The 17,840-nt window shown below is 64.3% G+C and carries 19 protein-coding genes and 1 pseudogene; 7 read left to right on the top strand and 13 right to left on the bottom strand.

What is annotated here, in order from left to right; all coding sequences use genetic code 11:
- Nucleotides 1-4 precede the first annotated feature (4 nt).
- Nucleotides 5-790, bottom strand: a complete 786-nt coding sequence (locus EOD29_RS10340) for a ThuA domain-containing protein (protein ID WP_127246665.1) — start codon at nt 788-790, stop codon at nt 5-7.
- A 217-nt stretch (nt 791-1,007) separates the two neighbouring features.
- Between EOD29_RS10340 and EOD29_RS10335 the strand changes: the two genes are divergently transcribed.
- On the top strand, nt 1,008-1,763 hold the full coding sequence (locus EOD29_RS10335) for a DUF4239 domain-containing protein (RefSeq protein ID WP_095824652.1): 756 nt from the start codon (nt 1,008-1,010) through the stop codon (nt 1,761-1,763).
- A gap of 3 nt (nt 1,764-1,766) precedes the next feature.
- Here the strand turns inward: EOD29_RS10335 and EOD29_RS10330 are convergent, their stop codons facing one another.
- The 3 genes from EOD29_RS10330 to EOD29_RS10315 all read right to left on the bottom strand — a co-directional run bounded on the left by EOD29_RS10330 (nt 1,767) and on the right by EOD29_RS10315 (nt 6,417).
- The gene (locus EOD29_RS10330) at nt 1,767-3,008 is read right to left on the bottom strand and encodes a glycosyltransferase (RefSeq protein ID WP_127246664.1); all 1,242 of its coding nucleotides are present in this window, start codon (nt 3,006-3,008) and stop codon (nt 1,767-1,769) included.
- Nucleotides 3,009-3,301: 293 nt separating this feature from the next.
- Nucleotides 3,302-4,888, bottom strand: coding sequence for a tlde1 domain-containing protein (locus tag EOD29_RS10325; protein WP_245475305.1), 1,587 nt, complete (start codon nt 4,886-4,888; stop codon nt 3,302-3,304).
- A 1,049-nt stretch (nt 4,889-5,937) separates the two neighbouring features.
- Nucleotides 5,938-6,417, bottom strand: a complete 480-nt coding sequence (locus tag EOD29_RS10315) for a DUF2231 domain-containing protein (RefSeq protein WP_164763731.1) — start codon at nt 6,415-6,417, stop codon at nt 5,938-5,940.
- Between the two features lie 235 nt (nt 6,418-6,652).
- On the opposite strand from EOD29_RS10315, the pseudogene EOD29_RS37105 reads away from it, so the two are divergent.
- A pseudogene (locus EOD29_RS37105) lies at nt 6,653-6,803 on the top strand (SAM-dependent methyltransferase); the annotation flags it as partial.
- Nucleotides 6,804-6,832: 29 nt separating this feature from the next.
- Here EOD29_RS37105 and EOD29_RS10305 read toward each other — a convergent pair.
- The 4 genes from EOD29_RS10305 to EOD29_RS35880 all read right to left on the bottom strand — a co-directional run bounded on the left by EOD29_RS10305 (nt 6,833) and on the right by EOD29_RS35880 (nt 10,278).
- A complete protein-coding gene (locus tag EOD29_RS10305) occupies nt 6,833-8,086 on the bottom strand; it encodes an NAD(P)/FAD-dependent oxidoreductase (protein ID WP_127246662.1) in 1,254 nt (417 codons plus the stop codon).
- On the bottom strand, nt 8,083-8,817 hold the full coding sequence (locus tag EOD29_RS10300; RefSeq protein ID WP_127246661.1) for a methyltransferase domain-containing protein: 735 nt from the start codon (nt 8,815-8,817) through the stop codon (nt 8,083-8,085). The genes EOD29_RS10305 and EOD29_RS10300 overlap by 4 nt, the downstream gene beginning before the upstream one ends.
- A complete protein-coding gene (locus tag EOD29_RS10295; RefSeq protein WP_127246660.1) occupies nt 8,814-9,881 on the bottom strand; it encodes a type III polyketide synthase in 1,068 nt (355 codons plus the stop codon). Before EOD29_RS10295 ends, EOD29_RS10300 begins: the two co-directional genes overlap by 4 nt.
- Before the next feature lie 238 nt (nt 9,882-10,119).
- Entirely contained in the window at nt 10,120-10,278 is a 159-nt protein-coding gene (locus tag EOD29_RS35880; RefSeq protein ID WP_164748208.1) for a hypothetical protein, read from the bottom strand.
- Between the two features lie 230 nt (nt 10,279-10,508).
- On the opposite strand from EOD29_RS35880, the gene EOD29_RS35875 reads away from it, so the two are divergent.
- From EOD29_RS35875 to EOD29_RS10285, 3 genes are all read left to right on the top strand, one after another.
- Nucleotides 10,509-10,655: a hypothetical protein gene (locus EOD29_RS35875; protein ID WP_082954140.1), complete on the top strand. Its 147-nt coding sequence runs from the start codon at nt 10,509-10,511 to the stop codon at nt 10,653-10,655.
- A 581-nt stretch (nt 10,656-11,236) separates the two neighbouring features.
- Nucleotides 11,237-11,455, top strand: a complete 219-nt coding sequence (locus EOD29_RS10290) for a hypothetical protein (protein WP_066999287.1) — start codon at nt 11,237-11,239, stop codon at nt 11,453-11,455.
- A gap of 104 nt (nt 11,456-11,559) precedes the next feature.
- Complete coding sequence (locus EOD29_RS10285; protein WP_127246659.1) at nt 11,560-12,264, top strand: SOS response-associated peptidase; 705 nt, start codon at nt 11,560-11,562, stop codon at nt 12,262-12,264.
- Here EOD29_RS10285 and EOD29_RS10280 read toward each other — a convergent pair.
- Both EOD29_RS10280 and EOD29_RS10275 read right to left on the bottom strand, forming a co-directional pair.
- A complete protein-coding gene (locus tag EOD29_RS10280; protein ID WP_127246658.1) occupies nt 12,261-12,521 on the bottom strand; it encodes a hypothetical protein in 261 nt (86 codons plus the stop codon). The genes EOD29_RS10285 and EOD29_RS10280 overlap by 4 nt on opposite strands.
- 3 nt (nt 12,522-12,524) lie before the next feature.
- Complete coding sequence (locus EOD29_RS10275) at nt 12,525-12,785, bottom strand: hypothetical protein (RefSeq protein ID WP_127246657.1); 261 nt, start codon at nt 12,783-12,785, stop codon at nt 12,525-12,527.
- Nucleotides 12,786-12,922: 137 nt separating this feature from the next.
- On the opposite strand from EOD29_RS10275, the gene EOD29_RS10270 reads away from it, so the two are divergent.
- A complete protein-coding gene (locus EOD29_RS10270) occupies nt 12,923-13,123 on the top strand; it encodes a hypothetical protein (RefSeq protein WP_095779104.1) in 201 nt (66 codons plus the stop codon).
- A 14-nt stretch (nt 13,124-13,137) separates the two neighbouring features.
- On the opposite strand, the gene EOD29_RS10265 is transcribed toward EOD29_RS10270, so the two are convergent.
- On the bottom strand, nt 13,138-14,577 hold the full coding sequence (locus EOD29_RS10265; RefSeq protein ID WP_127246656.1) for an FAD-binding oxidoreductase: 1,440 nt from the start codon (nt 14,575-14,577) through the stop codon (nt 13,138-13,140).
- Nucleotides 14,578-14,799: 222 nt separating this feature from the next.
- On the opposite strand from EOD29_RS10265, the gene EOD29_RS10260 reads away from it, so the two are divergent.
- Nucleotides 14,800-15,129: a hypothetical protein gene (locus tag EOD29_RS10260; protein WP_127246655.1), complete on the top strand. Its 330-nt coding sequence runs from the start codon at nt 14,800-14,802 to the stop codon at nt 15,127-15,129.
- 115 nt (nt 15,130-15,244) lie between these two features.
- Here EOD29_RS10260 and EOD29_RS10255 read toward each other — a convergent pair whose 3' ends face one another.
- Complete coding sequence (locus tag EOD29_RS10255; RefSeq protein WP_127246654.1) at nt 15,245-16,177, bottom strand: dimethylarginine dimethylaminohydrolase family protein; 933 nt, start codon at nt 16,175-16,177, stop codon at nt 15,245-15,247.
- Nucleotides 16,174-17,796, bottom strand: a complete 1,623-nt coding sequence (locus tag EOD29_RS10250; protein WP_164763730.1) for an amidohydrolase — start codon at nt 17,794-17,796, stop codon at nt 16,174-16,176. The genes EOD29_RS10255 and EOD29_RS10250 overlap by 4 nt, the downstream gene beginning before the upstream one ends.
- Nucleotides 17,797-17,840 lie beyond the last annotated feature (44 nt).

Below are 17,840 nucleotides of genomic sequence, written 5' to 3'. Positions count from 1 at the left end.
CGGTTTAGCGGAAACCAGCCTCGCCGGGCGCATGCAGCTTGCCGCCGCGTTCGACGATCGGCTCCAGCGCCTTCTCCACCGGCACGTTGGGTGCTTTGAGGATGGCGGAATTCCTGCCCTGCGGGTTGTGCGCCCACTTCACTGCGTTGCGCAGCACCTTGTGCACGGTCGCGTCGTGGTAGGTCGGATAGGTTTCGTGGCCCGGGCGGAAGTAGAAGACATTGCCGGCGCCGCGCCGGTAGGTAAGGCCTGAGCGGAACACCTCGCCGCCCTGGAACCAGGAGATGAAGATTGTCTCCAGCGGCTCCGGCACGGCGAACTGCTCGCCATACATCTCCTCGTTCTCGAGCTCGAAATATTCGCCGATGCCTTCGGCGATCGGATGGCTGGGGCTCGTCACCCAGAGCCGTTCGCGCTCGCCGGCCTCGCGCCATTTGAGCGTGCAGGGCGTGCCCATCAGCCGTTTGAAGATTTTCGAGAAATGGCCGGAGTGGAGCACGATCAGTCCCATGCCTTCGAAGACGCGGCGTGCGACGCGCTCGACCACATCGTCGGCCACCGCGCCATGGTCCTTGTGACCCCACCAGACGAGCACGTCGGTCTCGGCGAGGCGGGATTCAGGCAACCCATGCTCCGGCTGCTCCAGCGTCACGGTCGAGGCGGAGATCGCCTTGTCGGCGTTGAGCGCGTTGGCGATGGCCGTGTGCATGCCTTGCGGATAGATGCCGGCGACCACCTCATTGGTCCGCTCATGGATGTTCTCGCCCCAGACGACAGCGCGAATGGTCATGGATTGCCTCGTGATGGTGAGAGGGTGGAGCCGCCCGGCGCAATAGATAGCGTCTTCGGCCGGCATTGGAAGCGGTTTTTGCCCTTCGCTCCGCTGCACATGACGACGAGCCGGAAAGCATCGTTCGCGAACAACCACATACGCCTGTATGCTTCCGCTTTGATTCAACCACCTCCACCCAATTGGCAACCGTCCTTTCCCGTGCGCAATATCAGCTATGGGCGAAGTGCTTATAGGGGCGGCGATTTTTGCTTGTCTGGCCGGGGCATCGCTGGTCAGCCTGATGGTGCATGAGCGCTTCCCTGCTCACCACCTTGGCGACGATACCAGCGCGGTGGTGCGGCTCGCCGCGAACCTCTTCATGGTGATGTCCTCGCTGGTCCTCGGCCTGATGATCAACTCGGCCAAGAACACGTTCGAATCCATCAACGTCAACGTCCACACCTTCGCCACCGATCTCATTCTGCTCGACAGAACGCTCCGACACTATGGACCGGAGGCGGACGGCGCCCGGCAATCGCTCACCGCCTATGTGCAGCGCGTCGTCGATACCTCGACGGCCGACAGCGACACGACGGTCGTCCCGAACAGGCTGTCGGAACTGCTGCTCAATCAGGTCGGCGATATCGTGGGCGGATTGACCCCTGCGAACGCCAGGCAGACCGCCGCGCAACAGGCGGCGACGCAGCAGTTGCAGAAGGTGATCGCGCAGCGCTGGATCCTGGCCGAGCAGTCCGAGGGTGCCATCCCCGCGCCGCTGATCGCGCTGCTCGTTGCCTGGCTGACGCTGATCTTCGCCAGCTTCGGCTTCCGAGCACCGTGCAATGGAACCATCATCTTCACGTGCCTCATGTCCGGAGCGCTGGTGGCCGCGGCAATCTATCTGATCATCGACATGGACAGCCCCTTCTCCGGCCCGATCCAAGTCTCGCCGGCGCCCCTGCAGAGGGCGCTGGCGGAACTGACGCAGTGAAGGTCAGGCACGACCGAACATCTTGATCAACAGCTTCGCCGCCACCGCCGCGCCGTCGGCGCGGACCAAACGGGCAACCTCGCTCGAACGGATGCGGGTTTCGGGCGCCAGCGCCGTCTCCATCGCCGCCGACAATGACCCCGCTGTCGGAACCGGGCCGTCATGAGCTGCGCCGATGCCGAGCTCGGCCACCCGCCGCGCCCAGTACGGCTGGTCGCCGATCTGCGGCACCACCAGTTGCGGCGCTCCTGCCCGCGCGGCGGCGACGGTCGTTCCGGCACCGCCGTGATGCATGACGGCGGCGACGCGGCGGAACAGCGCCTGCTGGTTGACATCGCCGACGGCGAAGCAATCGTCCCGGTCGTCGGTAAGGACAAGCTCGGCCCAGCCACGCGCGATCACCGTGCGCCGGCCCTTGGCGCGGACCGCCTCGATGGCCGCACGGCCGGCCTCCTTGGCCACGGCAATGGAGCCGAAGCCGACATAGACCGGAGGCGGGCCGGCTTCGAGGAATGCCTCCAGCCCGTCGGGCAGCGGCCGCTCGTCGGCCAGGATCCAGGCGCCGGTCTGCCTGGCATCGGTCAGGTCCGAAGGCAGCCACGGCCCGAGCGCTGGGTCGCAGGCGAGCAGGACCGGATCGCCGTAGACATAATCGCGGACATTTTCCACCGCAGGCAATCCGAGCGACGCGCGCCAGCTGTTGATCGCTTGGCCGAACAGCGCGTTCTTGGTCGCGATATCCGTCTCCCACAGCAGCCGGTTGTCGGTCACCCCGGCTGGAAGCGGATGTCCCGGATATTCATGCGGCCGGTTGTGCGCCGACGGCAGCCATATCGGACAGAAGGTGGCAAGGATGTAGCGCATGTGCCGCTGCCCGGCGACCAGCCGCGCGGGGGCACAGGACGGAAACAGGCCGCAGGCCACCACGGCATCGCAGCCTTCGGCAGCCGCCATGAGCGTATCATATTGCCTGGCAAGGATCTCGGCCGCCTGGCCGGAGATGAGTGCGGCCACGTCCTTCGGCGATTCCGATGCCCTGCGCCGCGTCATCTCCTTTACCCATTCGCGCACCGGTGCGAAGGCCGGCACCAGCTCCACACCGGCACGGGCGCACAGCGCTGCAAATTCTTCATCGCCGGGGACACTCACCCGCACCTCGGCGCCGAGCGCCTGCAGTCGCTCGCCCAGCGCCACCACCGGCTCGACATCGCCGCGCGAACCGTAAGTCGACAGTAAAATCCGCATGCAAACTCCCTTTCCTAAACTGAGGTCAAGGGCAGCGTACATACGGCATTGCCGGGGGCTTGCCGCAAGCCCGGGCTGCGCCATATATGCTTTCTGGGAGAGGGAGTTCTCCCTTTCCTCATCCGCAATTCGATGGAACCGGTCACTGCCGTGTGTTGCAGGAGACGTGGCGAAGACATCAAGCGCGTGCGTCGACCGCGCCGCGCGTCAACGGCGGTAAAGACCGCAAACCGTCAAGAGATCAAAGGCAGCCTATCGGCAACAAGCTGCTGCCGGCATAGTGGCGGGCGGGGTCAGCCCTGGCGGCCTTCCTGGGCGACCTGGGTGGGCGACCCGTTCAGGCGCGGCACAACGACCAGGCGCTTGATCTTCCCCTTCTTGAAGGCAGAGAGGAAGCGGCCATAATCCTTGAAGGCCACGCAGCCGCTGGATTGGGCTGGGGCGCCGCGCAGCAGATAGGTATGGGCGAGCAGACCGTTGCGGTTATATTTGTTCCTGCCGCTGGTCGGCGTCAGCCGGATGGCCTCGACGCCGTGGAAGCGCGATTCACGCAGCGATAGATTGTAGGTGTCGGGCGGCGTCGGGCCGGAATTCTTGCGGTTGGCGAAGCGCGGCTGGTCGGCCATGGCGCCCTTCCCCGAATGCGCCTCCAGCTTGGAGCCATCGGGCATGTAGACCGTCGCCGTCGAGATGTCATAGACGGCGACGCCATTGCCCGTCGAAGGACTGTTGAACAGACCCCTGAAGGCGTTGCCGAGACCGCCGCGCTCGGGCGTGTCCGGCTTGGCGTAGGCGAGCATCTCGGAGGCTTGCGCCTTGCTGCGCTTGGCCGGCGCGGCCTCAATCGGCTTCGCACCCTGCACACCCGGAAGCGCTTGGTCGGAGCTCCTCAGCGAGCGCGGCGTCTGCGCACCTTCGGCGGAGTCGACAACGGTCGGCTGCGGCTTGGCCGGCTGCGGTTTGGCCGACTCCGGTTTGGCAATTTGGGGCCTTGCCGCCTGGCTTGCCTGCGGCTTGGCCGGTTCCGGCTTCCTCGCGGCATTCTGTTCAGGCGCTTCCGTCGCGCGCTCGAGGGCGGTGCGCGGCCTCAAACCAGGCACTGCGATGCTGTCGGGCAAACCATCCTGCGGCGGCAGGGAAGCGACCTGCACTTCAGCTTTTCCGTCGTCGCCGGAAGCGCCGGCCGTCATCTCAGGCGCGTCGCCGCTGGCGAGCGCGACGGCGGTCGGCACATCGACCGCCTCTTCGGGAATGACATTGGCAAGCGCCAGCGCCAGTTCGGACGCGCGCTGAACGTCGACCTGATTTCCGCCAAAGCGTGACTCGGCCGGGCCGCTCAAGGTCAGCCCACTCCGGGCCGAACCGCTATCGGCCGCGCCGCCGAAGCGGCTTGCCGACGGCAAGCTCGCCAGCAGGACAGGAGCGTTCTCGGCGCGCCGGAAGGCATCGGCCAGTTTTTGCGGAGAAAGCCCGGCGCGCTTGATGACGCTGTCGAAACGGTCGGCGACGTCCGCGGCGGAAGCCGCGACAACCTTCTCATGCGATACGCTATCCGGTGCCGGTTTCAGCCGCGCGGCCTTGCCTTCATGCACCAAACTGGAGGAGTTTGGCGTGGAGCTCGCAAAGCTGGCTGCGAGCCTGAGGCAGCCGGCATCGCAGCCGCGGGTGAGCGAGCCCGTCTTGTGCGCGCCGTTCGCGGCAAGGCGCGGCGCCCAGGCGTTCGCGACCTTGCGGCGCTGGTCGCCAAGCACGATGCTGCGCGGCGCAAGCAGGCTCTGCGGCAATCCGTTGGAGGCGGCGGTGAGCGAGGTACTCACGGAATAGAGGCCGGCCATGGTCGCGACCGACCACAGGGCCAGGGCAGCGCCGACAGCAGGCACCACAACCCAACGATGACCACCAGATTTCTTCGAAGTTACCCCCTCTTCAGGAGCGTCACCCCGGTTCTTCAAACGCAAAAACGCCATACGACCACTCTCAATCGGCATGCCGGTTTGCGGACCTGGCACCCGTCACGATCACAGTTCGCCTGGTGCCCCCTGCACCTTCACGCGTCTGTTGCCGATTGATTCAAAAGATGGACAAAGATGGTTAACCAATCCCTCCACCAATCGCCATTGTGGCGACGGTCCATACGAAAAAAGAGCCCTCCATGGTCTGCGCCACGGTAAAAATGCTCTCCCTCAGCCGCTTTGCTGCCCGTTTTTGCGGGCCGAGTCAAGCAAGCGCGAAGGTTCTACCCTTTCGGGCGATCGCCAGCTAAGAACGGATTGAGGTTAAAAAACGGCAGGAAGAGCCTGGCGCGACCAGCTGCGACATCTCTTCCAGGGCGGCAGATCGCAACGCCAACAGCTATGCGGGAAGACAGCCTTCGCCGCGCCCGACAATCAAGGACGGAGCTGTCGAGCCGGATTGCGTCGCGACGGTGCGGTGCGGTGCTCCGCAAGCGATTGCAACAACTCCGCTTCGGCGCTGAAGCCGTTTTGGAAGGCTTCGATCACGTCGGAGGCAAGCTGTTCTCTTTCGCCCCCGTCTTTTAACGCCAGACGGCGCTCGTTGCACAACTGATCGAATACTTTCTGGAGAAGCTCCAGCTCGACTGGCGTGAATATTCCGCAGTGCTTTGGTGAAAGCCATGACGCCTCCCTCCCCCCTTAGATGGGCGAAGGCGCGATCTACTCTTTCAAGCGTCCGTGTGCCTCGTCTGGGTGCGGACGACAAGGCATCCTACACCTTTCCGGCCGGCCTATCGATTCCGTCGTAGTCGTAGATCGGACTGTTCAAGCTGAACCCGCTTCCGTCGGCCAACGTCGCGGGGCGCCTTGGGAGTTGTTCAACTTTTGAATCGCTTGCCCAATCCAACTGATTGTTCTTACACAGCTTCCAGCGAATCCTGGAGCTGCTTCAATCACCGGAAAAACGGGCGCATTCAGCGCATTTGGTCCGGATCGTCGGCAACGCCGACGTGATGCCGATAGACCATTCCCCAACCCTTCCAGCCGGTGAACAGAAGGATGAGGACAACGATCAGCGACAAGACAAGGCCGACCGGCACAACCGCTGCCTCCGCGTCGGCATATCGCGAGTACCAGCTGTAGAGTTCGATGAGAACGACGACCACGTTGCCGCCGGCGTGAAGCCATGCGTCCTGGAGATTGCGGATCTGGGTGTCCCCCAGGACATCGGTCAAGCCGGCAAGAGCCGCCAGCACGGCCATGATCAGACCTGCCCCCAGCAGCCAGAGCGTAGCGGTGACCCAGCCCGGATTACCGGTTCGCCAGAAGATAAGGTCGCAAACGAAGGTCGCGACGAAGAAGGCGATCGGGAACGGTATCAGCATTGCATGAACAGGATGGCCGGCAATGCTTGCCGTGCTGTGCGGATTGCGAGGGATCGTGTGCTGGACCATCGTAGGGCCTCCTCGAGGCGTGGCGAGCGCCGCCCTCAGGCCACATCACAACGCATCAGGGGCTCGGCGGCAGAAAGCCGGATATATGCAAACTCCGGTTGAGCCGGAATGTTCCATAACCCGACTGCGCTGCGCGGAACGGAATTCACGCACCGCTATAGGCGCGTATGCCAGTGTGGGCTCGACTCGAAAGCGAGCTGAACGATAGTGTGCTCTTGTCGCGCGTGATCCAATGCCACGCATCCCGGCGGTGGCTTATTGTCACGGCACTCTTCTTCGCAACGAAATCCAAGCCAGGGATCGGCAAAACTGGAGCAACGGATTACGCCACTTCGGTGATTGCGGACAGGCACGGCAGCGGTGAGGTCGCCGCCAAAATTCAGTCGACATCATCGTGGCTGAACTCTAGGCCAACCTATCGAGCCAGGCGCGCATCGGCCAAACCAGGGACAGGTTTTGTCTTGCCGCTGAGCCGCGCTCCAAAGGTGAGCGTGCGTGGAAAATTGCGGACGACTACCTCCATCAACGCGACGCCGCCGGGGCCGAGGGCTAGCCGAGCCAGGGCTTCGGCGGCCAGGACCCGCGTGGAGAATAATCTTCGCCAGACCGCCTCGTAACGTTTGCCGGCCGCTTCCCGTCCCGCCCGCCCGCTCGCCGCCCCGCCGAGTTCCTGAGCCACAAGCCAGCCGGACTGAAGCGCCATCGATATCCCCTCGGCGATAATCGGATGCGACTCGCCAGCGACATTGCCGACGCGGAAGATGTCTGCTTCGTAGCCTGCGCGGATGCCCGGCCGGATCGGACCGGCGGCCAGCCACGGACCATCGAGACGGGCATCCGCCAGCGCGTCCCGCGCGCCCCGGCATGTCGCCCTGATGTGACGCTCGACGGCTTCGGCCGCCGGGACATGGCCGCCGCGTTCGCGGGCAAGGCTGCCGCGCAGCCGGGCAAGCACGTCGCGCCTAATGCAGCACGAGATCGATAGGCGGCCACGATCGGCGAGCACCATGCCGCCGTAGCCGCCGGGAAAAGTGAGCAGCGGCATCAGATCGGGCGGCAGCGCCGACCCGGTGAAATGTGCCTTGAACCCGAGCAGGTCCGAGGAGCGGCTTTGTTTCCCGAGCTGGCTCGGCAGCGGCCCCGGCTCCCACGAACCGTGTGCAGCGACGATTACCGATGCCCGCAGGGTCATCCCCTCCTCGCCGGGACTGCCGCTTGTAGCCTGGATCCGCACCGCCTGGCGGTCGCCATCCCTTTCGATGGCGACGGCACGGCAGGGCTGGAACACTTCCACGCCAGCCGAGCGGGCCGCGTCGAGCAGCAGCGTGTCCAATATGTCGCGGCCAAGCGCGCGGCCGAAGCCGTCTCTTGCTGCGGGTCCGGATCGCGCGCCCGGCATCGGCGCCTCGATGCTGGCATTGCCGGAAAAGAGGCCGACCCGGCGTATTTCCGGACCGGCCTCGCCGCGCCAAGCATCGCCGATACCCAGCCGGTCAAGGAGCGCGAGGTTGCTTGCCGAGATGTATTCGCCGCATACCTTGCGGCGCGGAAACGCGCTCTTCTCCACGATCGCGACAGCCCATCCGCGCCGGGCGAGCGCCAGCGCCGCCGACGTGCCCGCCGGGCCGGCGCCGATGATGATCGCATCGTGGGTGGATGCGCGCTTCACGGCTTATCCCTGGGCGCATCCCCAACCTGGATCGCCGAGGCCCCGACAAAGACATGCGAGAAAGGCCCTGCGCGCCGTTCCTCGAGCGGGTTGCCGCCGGCGGCAGCCCAAAGATCGGAAAGCTCGTGGCCGCGAAAGCCGGCGCGGACGCTTTCAACCGCATCATGTCGCGTGACGTCGTTGACGCCGATTGCCGGCAGAAGCCGGGCCGCGATCAGTGCAAAGCCCGCCCTCAGCGGTTCCGTCGCCAGGATGAGCGGCGCCTTGGGCCGCAATAGCGAGAACAGCCGCAGCAGTGCAGCATCGCTGAAATGATGCAGGAAGAGGTTGACCGTGATCGCGTCGAAGGGTCTGCCATCCCCCTTCTCCGCCCAATCGAAGACATCTGCGGTGATGGTTTCGACCCTCCATCCCAGCCCGGCGAAATCCGCCGCGAGCCTCGGCGTGGCGAGGCGGACGCGATCGAGCATCGTCAGCTCCACCTCGCGCCAATCGCGTGCCATGCGCCACGCCACCTTGAGCATGAAGGTGCCGTCGCCGGCGCCGATCTCCAGGATGCGGCCGGGCGGCCTCGGCAAAAATTTCCGCATGAGCGAAGCCATGATCGGCGCCTGGAACATCAGCGCGTTGATGCGGGCGAGATCGCGGCGCGAGCGGATTGCCCGCGCATCGTCGGCCGCGAGCCCGTCCAGGATTTCCGGAACGAGGCTGCGTTCAGCGAGCGCACTCATGAGACGGTCCTGAACAGCATGGTCTCGGCCGTCAGCCCGGGCCCGAACGACATGCCGCAGCCGAGCAGCCCGCCCGGCTGCTTCAGCATCTTCTCCATCACGAACATGACGGTTGGCGACGACATGTTGCCATATTGGCGCAACACCTCGCGCGACGGCTCGAGCGCGGCGGGCTCGAGTTCAAACGCCCTTTCGACGGCGTCGAGAATGCTGCGGCCGCCGGGATGCACAGCCCAGAGGTCGATCGCTTCCGGCGCCCGGCCTCCGAGGATCGCGTCCCGGTTGCTGCGCAGGGCTTCCTGGACAGCGGCCGGTACCTTGCCGGAAAGAACCATGTCGAAACCTTGGTCACGGATATCCCAGGTCATCAGTTCGCGCTGCTCGTTCGCGACGGCGCAGCGGAAGGAGTCGAGCTCGATGCCGGGCGGCTCGGCGGTGACGATGCTCGCAGCGCAGCCGTCGCCCCAGAGGCAGAAGCAGAGCAGCTTTTCCAGTTCGGTGGTTTCCCTGATGTGTAGTGTGCAGATCTCGATGTTGACCAGCAGTACCCTTGCCCCCGGATCGGAGCGTACGATGTGGCGTGCAAGCTTGAGGCCGTTGACCGCAGCGTAGCAGCCCATGAAACCGATCATCGTGCGTTCGACGCCGTCCGCAAGGCCGCAGCGCTGAACCAGGTCGAGGTCGATGCCGGGCGCGGAGAAACCGGTGCAGGTGGTGACGATGAGGTGTGTGATGCGCGAAGCCTCGTTGCCGAGATGCAGCCCGTCGACGCCCTTTTGCGCCAGCGCGGGGGCGGCCTCTGCGAACATAGCCATTCTGGCGGCCGTCCCGGGAAATGCCCCGCGCTTGAAGATCCCGCCGAGATCGACCGACGGCCCTTCGGGGTCGAGAGCCGGGGCAAAGCAGGAGAAGCGGTGGTCAATGCCGGCAAGCCCGGCCATGCGTTCGAATAGTTTCCTGCGGTCGCTGCAGAGCATGGAGGCCGCGTAGCGCAGGTAGAACTGGTGGACTTCATGCTGGGGAACCGCCGTCGCGATCCGGTTGATGTAGGCGTTAGCGGACATGTACTGTCTCCCTGGGCCTCGGCGCGGTGCGCGCTGTTGCCGGAGGGGTTCCTTGCTCATGAGCGCGCCTTGGCAGGCGCCAAGCGCTGACCGTTGCCTGTTCGATAAACGTTTCGGAAAACCTGTTTCTTCCCCTGGCGTATGATCCCGAAACTAAAAGATTTGAAGGGGATGATAGGCAAATCAAAGTGTTACAGCCTTTTCCGCGCCCTAGCAGCAGGCAAGGATTTCGGCTCGATCACTTGCTGCCCTGCACCGTTCCGGGCACGATCAAGGCTCCCTGATCGCGCTCCGAATATCTGAAGCCGATAAAGAACAAGGCGATGATGGTGAGGCCGACCGCCAGCACGATGGCGAGGGTCCTTCCCGGGTTTTCGGCAGGGGGCCTATCTAGCATGGTGGTTCGCCTCGCATATCAACCTGGCGAGGGCGGGAAGGGTTCCCAGGCGGGTAGAACGCTCGCCCGGTCCGACATTGACGGTATCGGCAAGGAAGCGGGAAGCGCACCCCCGGGCGAAGAGCGACTACCGGCGATAGCTGCAAATTGCATCAATCGAATTGTGAGAAAATTAATCAGCGCTTTCTAATATTGTTGGTCACCCGGCAGCGAATTCCGGTAACGGACCCATGACCAAGAACCTCGGCAACGCCAAGCCCAACGCCCCTGCGGGCGAGATAAGATCCTCGCCATTCGGCAGGATAGCGCCGGCGCTGTTCCCGCTGGCAGTCGTGGCGCTGGGCTACCTCGTGGGCAAGCAGTTCTTCGGTTTCTGATGCTGGGCAAATGTTCTGTGGAGGCGGGCCGGAGCCTCGCGCGGGCCGGTGCTCGTATTCGGCCGTTTGCGCCCCTCCCACTGCTTTGGTCCTAGGGCCTAGGTCGTTCTTGCCCTTGCATTAGTACAAGCGCATGTTCGAAGTAGCCGGCAGGCTCGCAAACTCCGGTCAGGCCCGGCCGCCGAACCCAAAACACCCCCCCAGGCTGCCGGGCCGTCGGCGCGCCTTGCAAGCAAGCCCTCCACACCACCGATGGGTCCGTAACCAGCGCTGCTGCCGCGGTGGACCTGCACGCGCTCACAATCGCTCCAAAGCGCTCGAGAGGCGTATCGTTGCGCGGACCGGGCGCCGCATCGAAGTCGAATTCTACCTAGGGTGTCCTTCAAGCTTTCAGTGTCTGGATTTTATCCATTTTGAACGGCCCTTACCGGAAATCTGTATTTTCGACATCAAGTGTGCTCGTGCCTTGCAACTATTCTCCTGCTGAGGATAATAAGCGGTTGCTTGCGGCGACCCTTCGTGCGTTAAATCGTATTGCTGTTCGAGGATGCAATTCTTAGGGCGACGAGCTGGAGCTGCACATGGTGGCAGGCGAACCAGACAGTGTCCGCGTAAAATTCATCAACGGCCAATGGCTGGTGCGCGTCGTCGAAGGCGGCCGGCTGGCCCATCAACTGTTCAACATCCACGCGGAAGCCGAAGCCTTCGCCGAGGAGGAACGCCACCGGCTGGGCCTGCCGGGCGAGCCGCCGGCCGCGGAGCCGGCCGAGCCAAAGCGGCGCGGCGGGCGCAGACGCTGAGCGCCCGATATCCTCAATTCGTGTGGCTTGCCATCGCCTCACCGGCAACCAGTTTGCGCTCCGCGGAAAATATGGGAACAATCGGCGGGACGGGGATGCTGCCGATGTGCAATCTTTACAACATCACCACAAGCCAGGAAGCGATCCGCCAGTGGACGCGAGCGCTGCGCGACATTTCGGGCAATCTCGAACCTTCGGTCGACATCTATCCGAACCAGCCGGCGCCGGTGGTGCGCAATGCCGCCGACGGCAGCCGCGAGCTCGCCCGGCTGCGCTGGGGCATGCCGACGCCGCAAGAACGCGTGCGCGGCAATGCCGATCCCGGCACGACCAACATCCGCAACCCGCAATATGCCCACTGGCTGCCTTATCTCGGCGTCGAGAACCGCTGCCTGGTGCCGGTGACGAGCTTTGCCGAGCCCTCGCCAAAGCCCGGCGACAAGGATCCTGAAACCGGCGTGCAGAAGAATTTCTGGTTCGCGCTCGGCGAGGACCGCCCGCTGTTCTTCTTCGCCGGGATGTGGACGCCCTGGCATGGCGTGCGCAAGGTGAAGGAAGGTCCGGGCGACCACGAGCTCTACGGCTTCCTGACGACCAGGCCGAACGCGTTGATCGCGCCGATCCACGAGAAGGCGATGCCGGTGATGCTGACCACTGAGGCGGAAACCGAGCTGTGGCTGACAGCGCCGTGGTCGGAGGCGAAGACGCTGCAGCGGCCGGCGCCGGACGACGCGCTGGTGATCGTGGACAAGCCGGCGACGCAGATCAAGTTTCCGGCGGAACCGCCGGCGCAGGGGTCGTTGTTTTAGCTCCTCGCCTTCTGCAGCACCCAGATATAACCCTTGGGCGGATGGTCCTGGTCGATGAACTGGGTCTTGACCTCAGTGTCCTTGCGGCCGCAGCGCTTGCAGCGGAAGCGGATGGTTTCGAGCGGCTTGTTCCAGCCGACCACCTTGGCGACGTCGTTCGCCTTGAAGCGGCCGGCGTGGTAGCAGTGGCGGCATTCGACTCTGAGCAGCATGTTGGCCTTGGCCGCCCGGCCGACGCTGTCCATGGGTCCGGCCATTTCTCATGTCCGGTCTGAATAATCCTCAGGCAGCGGCAGCAGGCCGAGCCAGGCGGCGCGGAAATCGAGGTCCCTGCCCGCCACCGCGCCCATCATCTCATGCAGCCTCTCCACCAACCCGTTGAGCCGCCAGTACATTTCGCCGTTGGTCTTGAGATTGAGCTGCGCCGCCAGCACGGTCTGGCGCAGTTCCAACGCATCGCGAATGATCGCCTCCGCGTCCGACCGGAACAATCTGTCATAGCGGCTTCTCCGTCTGCCCAACGCGGCTCTCCGTGATCCTGAGCAACCGCCCCATCTGCTGACAAAATAGGAACCCGTTCCTCGCTGAGTCAATTCGTCGTTGACAATTTTGTTCCCTTTTTGTTCACATGCTAGTGGAAAGCTGCGGAGCACCCGAGATGGATCACATCGTCAGGCTCGACAGCCGCGAGGAAGCGGCGCTTCAGGCAATCGCCGAGCGGTTCATCGCCCGGCACAAGGGCGACCCGGTGAAGGCGCTGAAGGAGATGATCGTGTTCAACGGCCATCTCCAGCAACGGCTCGACGCGCTCCAGGCTTCAAGGCTTCGTCAACGAGACGCGTCGGGACGGCGCGGCTGAGGCATGCTGCCCCGTCAGGCGGCCCGCAGTCCTTCCTTCGGACGCAGGTTCTGGTTCATGCGGAACAGGTTCTGCGGATCGTAGCGCTGCTTGATCTCGAGCAACCGGCGATAATTGCCGCCATAGGCCGCTTCGACACGGTCGATCTCATCCTCCGGCATGAAGTTCACATAGGCCGTTCCGGCAGCATGAGGCTTTGATGCTTCATAGATGTCTCGAGCCCATTCGATGCAGGCCTTGTCCATGGCCGGTTCGCGCCAGCGGGCGTGAACGTTCATGACGAAATGCGAGCTCCGCTGCGGAAACGCCGTCGCATCCGCCGGGACGCGGCCAGCGACGCCGCCGACATGGCCGAAGAATATCTCGCATTCGGGACCCGGAAGCCTGGATATCGCGGTCGTGGTGATCTCGATCGCGCTGTCGGAAAGCTCGGTGAAGTCATGGCTCTTCCAATAGTTGCGGGCGCCAGGCGCGAGCAGCGGATCGAAGGCCTGCTGCCAGCCCGTGAACGGATTGGGACCGACGACGTCGGCGATCGGCGTGCCGATGGCGCGGAGCTTTTGCGTCGCCTTTTCGCCAGCCTCGATATCGCCGCAACAGCACATGGCCAGCACCAGCACTTCCTTGCCGTGCCATTCGGCCGGCAGGAAGGGCAGCGGCGGCGCCTGCCGCATGACCACCCAGCAGGTCAGTTCGTCGGGAGCGGTTTCGAGCGCGGCGCGGTATTCCCGAAGCACCTTCCCGGCATCGGCGAAGGGATGGACCACAAGGCCCGACAGCACTTGCGGCCCGAACCGGTGAAGTTTGAACTCGAACCCCGTGACGACGCCGAAATTGCCGCCGCCGCCGCGCAGCGCCCAGAACAGGTCCGCGTTCTCGGTCTCGCTGGCGCGCAGCAGCTTGCCGTGCGCGGTCACCACGTCGGCCGAAACGAGATTGTCGATGGTCAGCCCGTATTTACGGGTGATCCAGCCGAAGCCGCCGCCCAGCGTCAGGCCGGCAATACCGGTGGTCGAGTTGATGCCGGTCGGCAGCGCCAGTCCGAAGGCCTGTGTTTCCCGGTCGACATCGACAAGCGTGGCGCCGGGTCCGACCCAGGCGCGCCGCGCCGCGACATCGACCCGCACAGACTTCATCATGGAGAGATCGATGACGAGGCCGCCCTCGCAGATGGCGCTGCCGGCAATGTTGTGACCGCCGCCGCGCACGGAGACGAGAAGTCCGTTCTCACGGGCGAAATTCACCGCGGCAACGACATCGGAGGCGCCGACGCAGCACGCGATCAGCCCGGGCCGCCGGTCGATCATGTCATTCCAGATGCTGCGCGCGCCGTCGTAGCCGGCGTCACCCTCCCGCAGCACCGTGCCGCGTATTTGCGTCGAAAGCGTTTCCAGGGCGGCGGCATCGACTGTGGTCTTGCCGCCCTCAAGGGCAGTGAAGCTCATGGCATTCATGAATTCCTCCCGTTCTTGTTGATGAGCCCCCTCCGCCCGAATTTTAGTGTGCGCTCATGTTCGGCATCCCGCAAGTTATCGCGGGCAGCGAGCCGGCCGTGCGGGCCTTGCTCAACAAACGATTGGCAAGAACGGCACGCGCGTTGCCAGCAATCTTGACGGGCAGGAATAACAGGCTCTCAATCAAGAGAGATTATCGCTGCGGATATAGGGGAACGCCGCATGAAACGCATGTTGTTTGCCTGTTCGATATCGTCTGTGCTGCTATTGTCAGCGAACCGGGCGTTTGCGTTCAATTTCGGCTTCGTCAGAGTGCCGGACTGGATGGATCCTTATATCGGCGTGCTCGTTGCCGTCACCCTCTTCTTCTGGCTCGGACTGGCGGCGACAAAGCCGAGCGGCGTGCCGTTCAAGCAGGTGCGGTATGTGAAGATTTCGCCCATAGCGAATTTCTTCTACCTCGGCATCGCCTTCTTCTTCACCATCATGATGATTATGCTGTTCGCCGGCATGGGCCTGAGGCGATACGCTGAGTGGACCGGCGCAGCGTAGAGAGAGAGAGCGAAACGGGACAGATCGAAGCTCTTTCGCGCCCCCTTCTGTCCTGCTGGAGATCTCCCCCTCAAGGGCCCTCAAGGGGGAGATTGGCAGCTTCGGCGCCGTGCTCCTATGCCTTCACCCGCTTCAGCGCCTGCGCCATGCAGTGAATGCCGCCGCCGGTCTTGGAGATCTCGCTCATGTCGACGGCCGCCACCTCGAAGCCGCGTGCCTTCAGCTTTTCGATCAGCGTCTTGCTCGAGGTCGGGGCGATCACCCTGTCCTTGCCTAGCGACATGAAGTTGCAGCCGAGCGCCATCGTATCCTGGAAGGGCACGTCGATGATCTCGTGGCCCTTGCCCTTCAGCCAGTCGACGATGCCGGGCTCGGTGCAGGCAAGGCAGACGGCGGTGAGCTTTTCGGCGATCGGCACCACCATCAGGTCTATGTGCACGTAGTATTCGTCGATGAAGGCGATGCGCGTCTCCCAGCCTTCCTTGTCGAACCAGGCCTGCACCTGGCGCGCTCCCTCCTCCTGCGTGCGGGCGCCGCCGCAGCCGATCAGCACCACGCCTTCCTCGATGACGTTGAAGTCGCCGCCCTCGAAGGTGCCGGCGGTCACCATGTCGTAGATCGGGATGCCGAGCTTCTCATAGGTGCGGATGGCGGCGTAGTTCTCGCCGCGCCGCCACCAGTTGGCCATTGCGGTGATGAACGCGCCGTAGGGCGTCATGACGCTGGAGTCGCGCGAATAGACCTGCATCGGCAGTTCCGGCGTCGGCTCGTGCCAGTGGATGGTGACGCCGAAATGCTCGTAAGCGGCGACGAGGTCCTTGTGCTGCGCCTGGGCGATCTGGATGTTGCAGGGCGCCTCGCGCAAATGCTTTCTGGACAGCGAACTGGTCGAAAGATGGCGAAGGAAATTGGGCGAGCCGAGCAGCACGTCGGTCAGAACATCGGTCTCATTGGCGAAGCCCCAGGCAGTAAGCCGCTTGGTGCCGCCATTGGGATTGCGGCGCTGCAGCGAGAACGGCTCGGCGACGATGCGGTCATGGACGGTCATGGTGTTCTCCTCGTGGGTCGGTCTGCCTGAGATGATTGGCTGCTCGGTATCCACCAGTCGCGCCCGCGCGCGGTGTGGACATATTCCGGCCAGCGGAAGTTTATCGGCGGCTCGTAGTCACAAAGCGGCGCGATCCAGTTCGAGCCGCCGGCGCCGCCGCCGGTTCGCCTGACGAATTCGTCCATGGCCGCATCGCGCGCCGCCTTGTCTTCCAGTAGGCGAAGCGCGGTGAGCGCGACGGTCTTGGAGGCGCAGGTGACCATCGGGTCGATGGTGGCCGCAATGCCGCCCAACGCGTTCATCACCCAAGCGGGATAGGCGTGACCGTTGGCCGAGCGCAGCGCCGGGCGGGCGACGTAGAAGCGCGATGTCGGCGCGTGCCAGCTCATGTCGGTATAGTCGTCCGAGGTCGAGTTCACCTGCGAGGGCGGCAGGTCGCGCCGCAGGATCGCCTCGGCCTCCTGCGGCGTGATAAGGCGCTCCAGCTCGTCGATGAACGGATTCTCGGTCGCCTCGCCGCCAGCATTGACCTGGACCTCGCGGGCGATCGCCCTCGCCTCTTCGTTCCACTGTGGCGGACCGACGGTCGAGAGCGCTTCATAGGTGATGCCGGCCATGGCGTGGTTGGCCAGTCCCGGGCGCGACTTCGACACCCAGTGGCGTTCGTAGCGGGAGCCGCTCATCCTGGCGGCGGCTTCCGCGTTTCGGTCGAGCACGGCGGTCACCTGCTCGGCCATGGCGATGGTCGGCACGCGGATCATGTACTGGATCTCGGCAAGACCCGCCGGCAGATTGTCGGCGGTCGCCTGGCCCGCGGTCAGGATCGCTTCGCTGATCGACCAGCCGCCCTGGTGGGTCAGCATGGAATCGCGCAGCGCCTTGGAAGCCATGTACATCATCATCAGCGCGTCGTTGGCACCTGGCGCCCTGACCGCGGAATGCGCCTGCGGGATCGGGGCGCCATCGCTTGCGCGACCCCAGTTCTGAGGCTCGTCGCAAATGAAGCGGTAGATCATCGAATACGCCGCGCCGCAATGCGTGTCCCAGCGCGCGGTGTTGCAGAGCGGCAGCATATAGAAGGGATGAAAGGAGATCATGCCGGCAAGGCCGTCATAATAGCCCTTGGCGGCATGGATCGGCTTCGAGCCCCTCACCTTCTCTGCCGGCTCGCCAGTGAAGCGCAGCGTGCCTTGAATGCCATGCTGCTGCATCGCGGCCTTGGCGGCGAGCAGCCCGCCGAGACTGCCAATGCCGAGGCCCGAGTGCGGATCGGTATGGCCACCCGCCTCGACGCTGAGCCCCGCCCGCGGTTGCTTGACCGTCACGGCATCCTGGCAGCTGCCGGGCACCGCGTCGTATTCGGCATACATGCCGATCGTCGGTCCTTCGCCATTCGTCCAATGCGCGCAGAAGGCGGTCGGCATGCCGCCCGAGCCCTCTTCCACCGAAAAGCCCTCACGCTTCAGCCGGTCGACATACCAGGCTGCGGACTGGTACTCGCGCCAGGCGGTCTCGCCGAGGTCGAAGATGGTGCGCGTCCAGGCCGACAAGAGCGGCTGGATGCCGTCGATGCAGGCCAGTGCCGTTTCCTGCGCTGATGTCGTCACCGGTTTCTCCATGCCGCAAAGAAAGCAGTGAAGCGGCTCTTCAAAAAGTGATATGT

This window comes from Mesorhizobium sp. M1A.T.Ca.IN.004.03.1.1 (genome assembly GCF_003997555.1).
GTDB lineage: Bacteria > Pseudomonadota > Alphaproteobacteria > Rhizobiales > Rhizobiaceae > Mesorhizobium.
The sequence above is the reverse complement of the archived record's forward strand: the minus strand, read 5'-3'. Positions and strand labels throughout refer to the sequence as shown.

Bases quoted from the DNA above. Each gene is read 5' to 3' on its own strand.
- EOD29_RS10340 (WP_127246665.1), bottom strand. From the start codon at position 790: ATGACCATTCGCGCTGTCGTCTGGGGCGAGAACATCCATGAGCGGACC.
- EOD29_RS10335 (WP_095824652.1), top strand. From the start codon at position 1,008: ATGGGCGAAGTGCTTATAGGGGCGGCGATTTTTGCTTGTCTGGCCGGG.
- EOD29_RS10330 (WP_127246664.1), bottom strand. From the start codon at position 3,008: ATGCGGATTTTACTGTCGACTTACGGTTCGCGCGGCGATGTCGAGCCG.
- EOD29_RS10315 (WP_164763731.1), bottom strand. From the start codon at position 6,417: ATGGTCCAGCACACGATCCCTCGCAATCCGCACAGCACGGCAAGCATT.
- EOD29_RS10300 (WP_127246661.1), bottom strand. From the start codon at position 8,817: ATGAGTGCGCTCGCTGAACGCAGCCTCGTTCCGGAAATCCTGGACGGG.
- EOD29_RS10295 (WP_127246660.1), bottom strand. From the start codon at position 9,881: ATGTCCGCTAACGCCTACATCAACCGGATCGCGACGGCGGTTCCCCAG.
- EOD29_RS35880 (WP_164748208.1), bottom strand. From the start codon at position 10,278: ATGCTAGATAGGCCCCCTGCCGAAAACCCGGGAAGGACCCTCGCCATC.
- EOD29_RS35875 (WP_082954140.1), top strand. From the start codon at position 10,509: ATGACCAAGAACCTCGGCAACGCCAAGCCCAACGCCCCTGCGGGCGAG.
- EOD29_RS10290 (WP_066999287.1), top strand. From the start codon at position 11,237: ATGGTGGCAGGCGAACCAGACAGTGTCCGCGTAAAATTCATCAACGGC.
- EOD29_RS10285 (WP_127246659.1), top strand. From the start codon at position 11,560: ATGTGCAATCTTTACAACATCACCACAAGCCAGGAAGCGATCCGCCAG.
- EOD29_RS10280 (WP_127246658.1), bottom strand. From the start codon at position 12,521: ATGGCCGGACCCATGGACAGCGTCGGCCGGGCGGCCAAGGCCAACATG.
- EOD29_RS10270 (WP_095779104.1), top strand. From the start codon at position 12,923: ATGGATCACATCGTCAGGCTCGACAGCCGCGAGGAAGCGGCGCTTCAG.
- EOD29_RS10265 (WP_127246656.1), bottom strand. From the start codon at position 14,577: ATGAATGCCATGAGCTTCACTGCCCTTGAGGGCGGCAAGACCACAGTC.
- EOD29_RS10260 (WP_127246655.1), top strand. From the start codon at position 14,800: ATGAAACGCATGTTGTTTGCCTGTTCGATATCGTCTGTGCTGCTATTG.
- EOD29_RS10255 (WP_127246654.1), bottom strand. From the start codon at position 16,177: ATGACCGTCCATGACCGCATCGTCGCCGAGCCGTTCTCGCTGCAGCGC.
- EOD29_RS10250 (WP_164763730.1), bottom strand. From the start codon at position 17,796: ATGGAGAAACCGGTGACGACATCAGCGCAGGAAACGGCACTGGCCTGC.